Source organism: Paraburkholderia sp. J76, assembly GCF_905220295.1.
Taxonomy (GTDB): domain Bacteria; phylum Pseudomonadota; class Gammaproteobacteria; order Burkholderiales; family Burkholderiaceae; genus Paraburkholderia.
On record NZ_CAJMZJ010000033.1, the window covers coordinates 1 to 11,582 of the forward strand.

Here is an 11,582-nt window from a genome sequence, read left to right on the forward strand (position 1 = left end):
GCAGGCGATCGCGGAAAAGAACCTGCACGCGGTGGGCTGGGTGATTCTGGCGATGATCGTGGTGATCCTCGCGTACGACCAGTTCCTGTTCCGCCCGCTCGTGGCATGGGCCGACAAGTTCCGCATGGAAAACACGAGTTCGGGCGACGCGCCGGAGTCGTGGCTGCTGGACCTGATTCGCCGCACGCGCCTCATTCACCGCCTGCTCGTGCCCATGGGCTTCCTGCTCGCCACGCTCGCGCGCATTCCGTTGCGCGTGCAACTGCCGAAGTCGCTGCCCGTCGTCACCAGGATCAGCAAGCGCTCGCGCATGGGCGACATGGTATGGGCCGCGGTCGTGATTGCGCTGACCGTATTCGTGGTGTGGCGCGTCGTGGCCTATGTGCGCACCGGCGTCACGCTCGACGAAGTGTGGCACGTGTTCCTGCTCGGCCTCATCACGCTCTTTCGCGTGATGCTGCTGATCGCCATTGCCTCGGTGATCTGGGTGCCGCTCGGCGTGCTGATCGGCCTGCGCCCGGCGCTCGCCGAAAAAGTGCAGCCGCTCGCGCAGTTCCTTGCCGCGTTTCCGGCGAACCTGCTGTTCCCGGTGTTCGTGATCGTCATCGTGCGCTTTCACCTCAACCCGGATATCTGGCTTTCGCCGCTCATCGTGCTCGGTACGCAGTGGTACATCCTCTTCAACGTGATCGCGGGCGCGAGCGCCTATCCGAACGATTACAGGGAAGCGGCCACGAACTTCCGCATTCGCGGCTGGCAATGGTGGAAAAAGGCCATGCTGCCGGGCATTTTCCCGTACTACATCACAGGTGCGATCACCGCTTCGGGCGGCGCGTGGAACGCGAGCATCGTCTCCGAGTTCGTGCAGTGGGGCGACACCAAGGTCGTCGCTCATGGTCTCGGTTCGTATATTGCGGAGATGACCGCCGCCGGCGACTTCCCGAAAATCATTCTGGGCATCGCGACGATGTCCCTGTTCGTTACGCTGTTCAACCGCGTGCTCTGGCGCCCGCTGTACACATACGCCGAGTCCCGGCTGCGCCTCGATTGAGATGGAGTGACATCATGCTGAATCCGAAAATCGTCTCATCCGACCTGCTGCCGATGCGGCCCGCTCCGGGCGAGGAAGTGCTCGCCGTCAAGCATGTCTCGCGCGGCTTCGCGAAGAAAGAAGACGAGCGCCTCGTGCTCGACGACGTGAACCTCTCGCTGCGCGAGGGCGAAATTGTCGGGCTGCTGGGCCGTTCCGGCTCGGGCAAGTCCACGCTGCTGCGTATCATCTCCGGACTCATCGAGCCGACCGAAGGCGAGGTGAACTGGCTCGGCAAGCCGCTCGAAGGGCCGGCCGAAGGCGTGTCGATGGTGTTCCAGACCTTCGCGCTGTTCCCGTGGCTCACGGTGCTGCAAAACGTGGAAGCCGGCCTCGAAGCGCAGGGCGTAGGCTCGCGCGAGCGTCGCGAACGCGCGCTGGCGGCCATCGACCTGATCGGTCTGGACGGCTTCGAAAATGCCTACCCGCGCGAGCTTTCGGGCGGCATGCGCCAGCGCGTGGGTTTCGCGCGCGCGCTCGTGGTCGACCCGACGCTGCTGCTGATGGACGAGCCGTTCTCCGCGCTCGACGTGCTGACCGCCGAAACGCTGCGTACCGACCTGCTCGACCTGTGGACGCAAGGACGTCTGCCGATCAAGTCGGTGCTGATCGTCACGCACAACATTGAGGAAGCGGTGTTCATGTGCGACCGCATTCTCGTTTTGTCGTCGAATCCGGGGCGCGTGTCGGCGGAGATCAAGGTGCCGTTCAAGCACCCGCGCAACCGCCTCGATCCGGCGTTCCGCAAGCTCGTCGACGACATCTACGCGAAGATGACCGCGCGCGAAGCCGCTGAAGCCACGCATCGTCGTCTCGAAGTGGGCAGCCGCCTGCCGGACGTGTCGACCAACATCATGGCGGGTCTGATCGAGACGCTCGCCGCCGCGCCGTACCACGGCCGCGCCGACATGCCGGATATCGCGCGCTCGCTGCATCTGGAAGTGGACGACCTGTTCCCGATAGTGGAAATGCTGCAGCAACTCGGCTTTGCCGACGTACGCGAAGGCGACGTGCTGCTCACGCCGCCCGCGCGCGTGTTCGCCGAGATGGGCACGCAGGCGCGCAAGCTCATGTTCGCCGATCACCTGCTGCGCAACGTGCCGCTCGCGGCGCGCATCAAGAAGGTGCTCGACGAGCGGCCTGGTCATCGCGCGCCGCGCGTGCGCTTCGAGCAGGAACTGGAGGACGTGCTCTCGGACGTCGCGGCGGAAGAAACGCTCGATACCGTGGTCGAGTGGGCCCGTTATGGCGAAGTGTTTTCGTATAACGACCAGACCGAGATTTTCAGTCTTGAGGACGTCGAAGCTTAAGGCTTGAGTCCTCGCAAAAACAGGAACGGGCGGCGAAGGTGTGAACCTCGCCGCCCGTTTTTTTGCCCGCGGAATCAGAACCGGCTGGCCTTACTGGCCTTTACTGGCCTTACTGCCCGATGCCGAGCAGTTCGATTTCGAACGTGAGATCGCTGTTCGGCGGGATCGGGCCGACCGCGCGATCGCCGTATGCGGTCGCAGCCGGGCAGGTCAGCTTCGCCTTGCCGCCGACCTTCATCTTCTGCACGCCTTGCGTCCAGCAGGGAATCACGCGATTGAGCGGGAACGTCGCCGGGCCGCCATGCTTGTCGGAACTGTCGAATTCGGTGCCGTTCGCGAGCGTGCCGCGATAGTTCACGCGCACGACGTCGGTGGCGCTGGGTTGCGGACCGGTGCCTTGCTTGAGGTGTTCGACAACCACGCCCGACGGCAACTTTTCGATGGTGTTGGCGGCGAACGCGCTCGTTGCGACGGTGGCAGCGGCGACCAGGGCAATCAGTGATTTCATGAGATGTCCTCGTTGAATGGCGCGTTGATTATATCGGGGCGCTCGCCGCAGCCCTGGATCGACCGCAAAGGTGAGCTTCTTCGGGACATGCCGCGCCGCGCGTGCCGCGCGCCACGCGAGGTATCGCAGGCCCTTGATTAGACGGAGAACTTTGCGCGGTCAGCGTTGCGTTGCGGCCGCGCTTGCCGCGTATCGGTGAGCTTTTTCGGGAGATAACCCGTGAGAAGCGAAGGGTGAGGCCGGCGCGCATGAGCCGCGCACCGGCTGGCATGTCGAAGGATCGGTTCACGCATCAATTGGGCTTGCCGCTCGGCGAGCCGTTCCCGTCGCCCGATGCCCCAGCGCGGCCGTTGCGCGGCTTGCCGCCCTGGGAGGCCGTCTTCGAAGCGGCGCCGCGCGACTGCGCCCGCGTACGATCGCCATCGTCATCGCTGGCGTTGTCGTCGTGATCGTCGCCGTACGTACGGCCTTCCACATCGTCCCCACGCGTCATGCCCACGAGGAAATTACGCTGCGGATTGGCCAGCTCGATGCCGCGCTCCGTGAAGCGCAGCAGCACGCGCCTGTTGAACTCGCGCTGCACGCCCCATCGCGCCGAGTCCTTGCACTGAATCTGCCCAACGAGCGTCACGGTCGCGCCATCCACCTGATCGACACCCCAGTACGCGAAGTCGCTGAGAATGCCGTTCTTGAACGCGTCCTCCTTGCGGATTTCGGCGCCGATGTCCTTAAGTGTGTCGATGGCGCGCTGCAGATCCGCGCCCTGCGCGATCTGCACCTTCACCGCCGCGTTGCCGATGCCGCGATTCGTGTTGTTCACGGTCGTCACCGAACTGAACGGCACGGTGTAGAGCGAGCCGTCGCCGCCGCGCAGGCGCACGGTGCGGATCGACAGAAACTCAACGGTGCCCGAGACGCCCGCCACCGTCACCCAGTCGCCCACCTGCATGGCGTTTTCCGTCAACAGGAAGATGCCGGTAATGAAGTCCTGCACGAGCTTTTGCGAGCCGAAGCCGAGCGCCACGCCGAATATGCTCGCGCCCGCAATGAGCGGCGCGGTGTTCACGCCAAGCTGCGAGAGCGCGGTGAGCCCGACCACGACGAGGATCGACACGAGCAGCGTGGTGCGGAACATCGGCAAGAGCGTGCGCAGACGCGCGGCGCGCACGAAGTCGCCGGCGTCGGTCCAGGCATTCAGGCGCCGCTCGGCCGCGCCGTTGGCGAACTCCCAGATCGCGACGGCGGCGACGATGGCGATCACGATAGTCAGGAGTGCAGATCCAAGCAGATGCCCGATAGGCGCGAGCGCGAGAATGCGCGCGGGACGCAGACCCCAGACGTGCAGCAGCAGGTCGAGCGTCGCGATCCAGATGGCGGCGACGACGATACGGCGCAGCGCGGGGTAATAGCGGTACGCGCGGCGCTGGCCGAAGCTCATCTTGTCCTGATCGTCGCGCAACCCGAACACGCGGCTCAACGCACCGAGCAGCACGATGGCGCTCACGCGCGCGGCGAGCAGGACGACGAGCGAAAGGCCGCCCGCGCGCAGCAGCGCGGCGTAGCCGCCGCGCAGATCGAGCGCCCAGACGAACCACAGCGCGAGCACGACGAAGAGCGCCACGCCAACCCAGATGTCGGCGAACCACTGCATGAACCACCCGTACGAGCCGTGGCGCGCGGCGGCGGCGCGCATGGCGTCCGCCACGGGGCGGCGCAGTTGCAGGATCATCACGGCGAGCGCGAGATGGCCCACCAGCGTCACCACTTTCACGAGCGCGAGATGCGCGTCCTCGGTCATGCCGAGCGGCACCGCGCCGCCAAGCGCGCCGCCCACGCCGCCGATCACGACGATGCGCACGAGCCAGCGCTGCGCGTAGGCGGCCCAGTCGTCGGGCAGCGGCACGAGGCGCAGCGCGGCGGCGCCGGGCGCAAACAGCAGCTTGCCGAAGATCGCGACCACGCGGCAGATCACATAGGTATCGACGATGTGGCCCACGGCGTCGGCGGGCGCGGCGTCGTCGGGACCGAACAGCGAAAGCACGCCAGCGGCGCACAGGCCGAAGGCGATCACGGGTACGACTTCGAGCAGCATCACGAGCAGCGCGCCCGGCAGGCGCTGCAACAGACGCCAGTGATGCGCGCCGCGCAGCGCGTGGTACGCCTCTTTTGCGCGGTCGGCGGCGGTTTTTGGCGAGGCTTCGGCGTCGTCTTCGGCCTGCGCCGCGATCACGGTGGCGCGCGCCGCCGCGTTGGCGCTCGCGTTCGCATTGGGTCCGGCGTTCGGATCGCTGTCCTTACTGTCCTTGTTGGCCGTGCCCTCGGCCGGTTCCATGCCGGCGGCTTCGCGCAGGGCGTCGTCCTGAGCGTCGGCGCGCGCATCGGCGGCTTTCGCCTGCGCGGCGAGCGCGACGCTCGTGCCCGTCGCTTCAGGCGTTTGCGGCTGCGGGGTAGGCGTGCCGCCTTGCGGGGGTTCGGCGTTCTCATGTTGTTTCGCCGCCTGATGCGCGGCAATGGCGCGCTCGGGTCTCGCCACGATGCGGCGCAGCAGCGTGGCGAGCGCGAGCGCCGGCACCAGCGTAAGCAACAGGACGCGCAGCAGGGCGAGCAGCAGCGCATGGCCCTGCGGCGTGTTCAGATGGTCCTGCCACCAGTTGCGCGTGGACCAGAGGCCGAGCAGCGTTGCGAAGGTATGGTTCAAATGGTGGCCGACCATGCGCGCGCCGTGCGCGGCGTGATCGGCGATCTGGACGACGAGACCGTTGGAGCGCAGCGCGCCTGCGAGCGGCGTGGAAGCGGCGCTGGCCGCCGACGCGCCGGAGGCCGCGGCGGGCGCACTGGCCGGCGTCGTCGCGGAAGCGGGCACGGCCAGCGCGCCGGCGGCGGCGATGGCGCGCAGCGTGTCTTCCACGTGACCGCGTTGCACGGGGTCATTGAGCACCTTGAGCGCGGATTGCGCCTGGCTGGGCGTGAGCACCACGGGTGCGACCGTGCTGGCCGCCGTTGTGTCGGGCGCGGGCGCGGCCGGCTGGGCAGGATGCGCCGGGCTCGTGGAGGGTTTGAGCGCTTCGGCGAGATTGGCCGGCGTCGCCGCCGTCGCGCTCGGAGCGCCCAGCGTGAGCGTCAGTCCGGCAGAAACGGCGAAAGCGACAACGAGAGCAGGCAGGCGCTGCGAGCGCGACGGGCGCGAAGACCGAAAGGCAGAAAAAAGGGGCATCCTTGTCATGGGCTTACGGGTCGCGACTGCGGCGACCCTTCAGTGGCGGCGGAGGAAAAGCAGCGGGACGAAAAGCACGGCTGAAGGCGCGTGGGCGCGGCGCACGGTGCCGTGGCCCGGTTCGTCGGAACATTCGACGCGCTGCCGCAATTCTGGTGCCCGCACGATGCGCGGGCGGCCCGCCTGGCGTTTGCGCACCCGCAAAAAAAGGGCGCGAAACGCGCGTGCTGACTATGCGCGAAGTATGCCTCTTTTCCCTTACGAACGCGGACGAGGCGCGCGCCGCGCCCCGCTAAAGGGATGCCGCATCGGCGTATCGATGCCGCCGTCTACGCGGGTTTTGATCAGTGGCGCGCGCCGCCGGACGAATGCTACCGTTGCACGGTCCACTATCCAGGCCCGCGAGAGGCCGACGAGGAGAGCCATGAACAGCGTCAGCATGACCGGAGTGCGCAAGGGCAAACTGAGCCGCACACAGTTGATCGTCGCCGCGACCATCGGCAATGCGCTCGAATTCTTCGATTTCACCGTCTACAGCTTCTTCGCGCTGACCATCGGCAAGCTGTTTTTCCCCACCATGTCGAGTTACGGCCAGTTGCTGGCTTCGGTTGCGACCTTCGGCGTGGGCTTCGTCATGCGCCCGCTGGGCGGCGTCGTGATCGGCGCGTATGCCGACCGCGCGGGCCGCAAGCCCGCCATGACGCTCACCATCTTCATGATGGCGCTGGGCTGCATGCTGATCGGCCTCGCGCCCACCTACGCGCAGATCGGCGTGGCCGCGCCGGTGCTGATCGTGTTCGCGCGCTTGTTGCAGGGCTTTTCGGCGGGCGGCGAAGTGGGCGCTTCCACCACGCTGCTGATCGAGGCGGGCACGCCCGCCAATCGCGGCCTGCTCGGTAGCTGGCAGTTCGCAAGCCAGGGCCTGGGCGTTTCGCTCGGCGCGCTGACGGCAGGACTCCTGACGACTTTTCTCGCTGCCGACACGCTGCTCGCGTGGGGCTGGCGCGTGCCTTTCCTCATGGGCGTGGCGATCGCGCCGCTCGGCATGTGGATTCGCCGGCGTCTTGACGAACAGGCGCCGGAGCAGGCGAGCGCGGTGCGCATGCCGGTGCTCGCCGTGCTGCGCGATCACTGGCGGCGCGCGGCGCTCGGCATCCTGCTGACGATCGGCTCCACGGTCACTGCGTATGTCGTGACGTTCTACATGCCGACGTACGCGATTCACGAACTGAAGGTGCCCGCGCCCACGGCGTTGCTGGCGGGGCTCGTTTCGGGCGTCGTGACCTTCGTGGCGGCGCCCATTTCGGGGCTGCTTTGCGACCGGTTCAGCCGCCGCGCGCTGATCTTCTGGCCGCGCGTAGGCGTCTTGCTGTTGATTTATCCGGCGTTCCTGTGGCTGGCGGGCGGCCCGAACGCCACGCGTCTTTTGATCACCGTGGGCGGCCTGAGCGTGCTGCTGGGGCTACAGGCCGCGCCCTCCATCACGATGCTGCCCGAGATGTTTCCGCGCGCCGTGCGCGCGACGGGCATGGCGATCGTCTACGGCATCGGCGTGGCGATTTTCGGCGGCTTCGCGCAGACCGTCGCCACCTGGCTCGTGAAGAGCACGGGCAATCTGCTCGCGCCCGCGTGGTACGTGATGGCGTGCGTGGCGGTTTCGTGCCTCGCGCTGCCGTTCATTCGCGACCTCACGGGCAAGCCGCTCGAAGATTGATGCGCTAGCGCCTGGTGCCTAGCGTGCCTGGCGTGCCTCGCGCGCCGCTTCGAGATTCGAATCGAGCTGACGCGCGAGACCATAAAGCATGCCGAGCGACGGCGCCGCGATACCCACGCGCTGCGCCAGTTCGTACGGCGCGCCGACGAGCGCTTCGACTTCGAGCGAGCGGCCGGCTTCCACGTCCTGCAACATGGAGGTCTTGAACGCGCCCAGCTTGCGCGTGAGCGCGCTGCGCTCCTCGATGGTCATCGCGATGCGAATGCCAAGCGCCTCGCCAATCGCGCGCGCTTCGACCATGACCGCGCTCACGAGCTGCGCCGTGAGCGGGTCGTCGAGAATCACGTCGGCGGTCGAACGCGTGAGCGCGCTGATGGGGTTCATCGTCATGTTGCCCCAGAGCTTCGCCCAGATATCGGCCTGTATGGGCGCGCCGTTCGTGACTTCGAAGCCGGCCTTCGCCAGCAGATCGCGCGCTTGCTGCGCGCGCGCGGCCATGCCCGGCGAGCCCTCGCCGACAATCAGATGATTGCCGCCGCCTTTGCGGATCACGCCCGGCCCCGCAATCGACGACGACAGATGCACGACGCAGCCCGAAGCCTGGGCGGGCGGCAACGCCGCCGAAACGACGCCGGCCGGATCGACGGCTTCGAGCCGGCCGTTCGCGTGGGCGCCGCCGAAGCCGTTGAGGAACCACCACGGCACGCCGTTCATCGCCGAGACGATATGCGTGTGCGGACCCACGAGCGGCGCGAGCGAAGCCGCCGACTGCGCGAGCGATTGCCCCTTCAGGCAAATAAAAACGAGGTCCTGTGCGCCGAGCGAGGCGGCGTCGCCGGTGGCGTTGACGGCTTGCGTATAGCGGGTGTCGCCTTCGACGACTGTGAGACCGTTGCTTCGGACTGCTTCCAGATGCGCGCCGCGCGCGAGCAGATTCACGGCCACGCCCGCGCGCGCGAGACGCGCCGCGATCAGGCCGCCGATCGCACCGCCGCCCACGACGGCGATCTTTTGATTCGGGGTGTTCAAACTTTCACTCCTGGTATGAAGGGTCGATGCGCGCGACACGGCGCACCAGTGCGTCGAGCACGTTCTGGCCCGCGCCGTGTGCGGGCGAGAACTGCAACGCGTCGCGCGTCGAGCGCTCGGTGATGGCGGGCGCGATGGGCAGCGTGTTGCCGCGCATCGAATCGGTCACGACCTGCACTTCGCACGCGCGATTGAGCGTCCACAGTAGCGCAAAAGCGTGCGCAAGGGTCACGCCGTGCGAGAGCAGCCCGTGATTGCGCAGAATGAGGAGCCGCTTGTCGCCCATCGACTTCAGAATGCGCGATTGTTCTTCGGCATGCACGGTGATGCCTTCGAAGTCGTGATACGCGACCATGTCGTGCAATTGCGCCGAATAGAAGTTCGTGTACGCGAGGCCGCCTTCCATGCACGCCACCGCGAGTCCGGCTGTGGTGTGCGTATGCATGACGCAATGCGCGTCTTCCACGTTTGCGTGAATCGCACCGTGGATCACGAAGCCGGCGGGATTGACCGGATACTCGCTCGGGCTCAGGACATTGCCTTCGAGGTCGATCTTGACGAGATTCGAGGCCTTGATTTCGTCGTACGTGAGCCCGAACGGGTTGATGAGGAAATGCTTGTGCGGCCCAGGCACGCGTAGCGTAATGTGATTGAAGATCAGTTCGGTCCAGCCCATGAGATGAAACACGCGATACACGGCAGCTAGCTGCACGCGCGCTTCCCATTCCGTGGGGTCGCACCAGTCGGGGCGCGTGCGCCGGATGTTTTCATTCATGAAAGTCTCCTCGTGGCGGGCTCTGATTCCACCGATCCTACGCGCAAATAAATGCGTGTGCAAGCATCAAATGTTTCGTGAAATGCCTGTAAAAGCGGGCATTTATCGATGTTAAGCTGACTGACGATGCGGCCGCATTTTGCGGCCGGTGAAAACCAGGCGGGAAGACGAATGACGGGGAAGTTCAACATCGCGGAGCTATTCACCTACCGGCTCCATGTGCTCAAGAAGCAGACCGACCGCGCGATGGGCGACGCGTTCGAGGCGGCGCTTTCGCTCTCGCTCACTGAGGCGCGGCTGCTGCTCAGCGTCGGTGCGTTCGGATCGTTGTCGGTGTCGGACCTCGGGCGCGTGTCGAATCTCGACCGCAGCCAGGCGAGCCGCGCCACCGACGTGCTCGAACGCAAGGGCCTGCTGGCCAAGACCTCGAACGAGGCGGATGCGCGCGGCGTGCTCGTGGCGCTCACGGCGCAGGGCCGCAGCACGTACCGGCGCGCCGCGACAATCTCCAAGGCGACGAACGACGCGATTCTGGCGACGCTAAGCGAGCACGAGCGCGAAGTGCTGGAGGGCGTGCTGGCGAAACTGGTGGCGAGCGGCTCGACTGTCGCTTGATCTACTGGAGCACCAATTTGCGACAAGGCGGTCTTCATAACCGTCTGTGGCGCGACTGAGCGAAGAGTATGCCCGGCTGCCGACTGTCCAGGCATTCGCATCCTGCATGCTTGACGACGTCTCTCCCATCAGTCTGCTACAGCAGTCGTCCGACGGAAAACGCTTGCATCTTGCTTTCTGCTCGAGCAACAGCTTGATCCATCCCAACTTCTCGCGATTGCGCCCCAAATTTCTGCGGTTTTATCCTGGATGGGCAATTTCCTTTTGCGTGTAACGATTATTCTACGACCGTATTTAGTGATCGCTTAACATTTGATGCCGCGTTGATTACCTGTGCCTGTTCGGATAAGACGTTCGCGGGATGACGCGCCAATCGTGGCGAGCCTAAATGTAGCCTGAAGAAAAATGTGATGTCTCAATTGAATGTTGGATGAATAAAAATCAGGACAACGAAGCAAGTGTCGAAGAGGATCCGGGCCTGGCCGCCCTTGTGACCATTGCCCGCTTCCACAACCTCGCCGCCGATGCGGCGCAGCTCAAACACGCTGCCGCCACAGGCAGGGCGCGCTTCAGTGCAAAAGACCTCGTGCTCGCGGCCCGCAGCCTGGGCCTGAAGGCCCGCATCATTGCCCTGCGTATAGAGCGGCTGGGCAGCACGCCGCTGCCCGCGCTCGTGCTTGACCGCGAAGGTAACCACTTCATCCTCGCCAGATCCGACGGCAAGACAGCGCTGATCCTCGAACCCGGTGCGCCCGCACCCGTCATCCGGCCGCTGGAGGAAATCACCGCTCGCAGCACGGGCGAGATGCTGCTGTTCGCCTCTCGCGCCTCGCTCGCCGGCGAACTCGCGCGTTTTGACTTCTCGTGGTTCATTCCGGCCATCGTGCGTTACCGCAGGCTGCTGCTCGAAACGCTGGGCGTGTCGCTCGTGCTGCAGCTTTTCGGCCTGGTCTCGCCGCTGATGTTCCAGGTCGTGATGGACAAGGTGCTCGTGAACCGCACCTACAGCACGCTGAACGTGGTGTGCCTCACGCTGCTCGTCGCTTCGGTGTTCGAAGTGTTGCTCACGGGCCTGCGCAACTACGTGTTCGCGCATACCACGAACCGCATCGACGTCGAACTCGGCGCGCGCCTGTTCCGCCATCTGGTCGCGCTGCCGCTCGGTTACTTCGGCGCGCGCCGCGTGGGCGACACCGTGGCCCGCGTGCGCGAACTCGAGAACATCCGCAATTTCCTCACCGGGCAGGCGCTGACCGCCGTCATCGACATTGCGTTCTCGTTCGTGTTCATCGGCGTCATGTGCCTGTACAGCGTGTGGCTCACGCTG

9 protein-coding genes are annotated in these 11,582 nt (G+C 65.8%); 5 read left to right on the plus strand and 4 right to left on the minus strand.

What is annotated here, in order from left to right; genetic code table 11:
* Window positions 1–1,051, plus strand: a 1,051-nt coding sequence (locus U5768_RS31680; RefSeq protein ID WP_322034267.1) for an ABC transporter permease subunit, incomplete at its 5' end; no start/stop codon positions are given.
* 14 nt (window positions 1,052–1,065) lie between these two features.
* The gene (locus U5768_RS31685; RefSeq protein ID WP_322034268.1) at window positions 1,066–2,400 is read left to right on the plus strand and encodes a nitrate/sulfonate/bicarbonate ABC transporter ATP-binding protein; all 1,335 of its coding nucleotides are present in this window, start codon (window positions 1,066–1,068) and stop codon (window positions 2,398–2,400) included.
* Between the two features lie 109 nt (window positions 2,401–2,509).
* Here the strand turns inward: U5768_RS31685 and U5768_RS31690 are convergent, their stop codons facing one another.
* On the minus strand, window positions 2,510–2,908 hold the full coding sequence (locus U5768_RS31690) for an FKBP-type peptidyl-prolyl cis-trans isomerase (protein ID WP_322034269.1): 399 nt from the start codon (window positions 2,906–2,908) through the stop codon (window positions 2,510–2,512).
* A gap of 292 nt (window positions 2,909–3,200) precedes the next feature.
* Window positions 3,201–6,122: a mechanosensitive ion channel family protein gene (locus U5768_RS31695; RefSeq protein ID WP_322034270.1), complete on the minus strand. Its 2,922-nt coding sequence runs from the start codon at window positions 6,120–6,122 to the stop codon at window positions 3,201–3,203.
* Window positions 6,123–6,546: 424 nt separating this feature from the next.
* Between U5768_RS31695 and U5768_RS31700 the strand changes: the two genes are divergently transcribed.
* Complete coding sequence (locus tag U5768_RS31700) at window positions 6,547–7,836, plus strand: MFS transporter (protein ID WP_322034271.1); 1,290 nt, start codon at window positions 6,547–6,549, stop codon at window positions 7,834–7,836.
* Window positions 7,837–7,854: 18 nt separating this feature from the next.
* Here the strand turns inward: U5768_RS31700 and U5768_RS31705 are convergent, their stop codons facing one another.
* Window positions 7,855–8,865 carry a 2-dehydropantoate 2-reductase gene (locus U5768_RS31705; RefSeq protein ID WP_322034272.1) on the minus strand — a complete coding sequence of 337 codons (1,011 nt, stop codon included), beginning with the start codon at window positions 8,863–8,865 and terminating at the stop codon, window positions 7,855–7,857.
* A 4-nt stretch (window positions 8,866–8,869) separates the two neighbouring features.
* Window positions 8,870–9,640, minus strand: a complete 771-nt coding sequence (locus U5768_RS31710) for a class II aldolase/adducin family protein (RefSeq protein ID WP_322034273.1) — start codon at window positions 9,638–9,640, stop codon at window positions 8,870–8,872.
* 171 nt (window positions 9,641–9,811) lie between these two features.
* Here U5768_RS31710 and U5768_RS31715 point away from each other — a divergent pair, with 171 nt between their 5' ends.
* Both U5768_RS31715 and U5768_RS31720 read left to right on the plus strand, forming a co-directional pair.
* Complete coding sequence (locus U5768_RS31715; RefSeq protein WP_322034274.1) at window positions 9,812–10,255, plus strand: MarR family winged helix-turn-helix transcriptional regulator; 444 nt, start codon at window positions 9,812–9,814, stop codon at window positions 10,253–10,255.
* 430 nt (window positions 10,256–10,685) lie between these two features.
* Window positions 10,686–11,582: ABC transporter transmembrane domain-containing protein (locus U5768_RS31720; protein WP_322034275.1), on the plus strand; the 897-nt coding region annotated here is incomplete at its 3' end.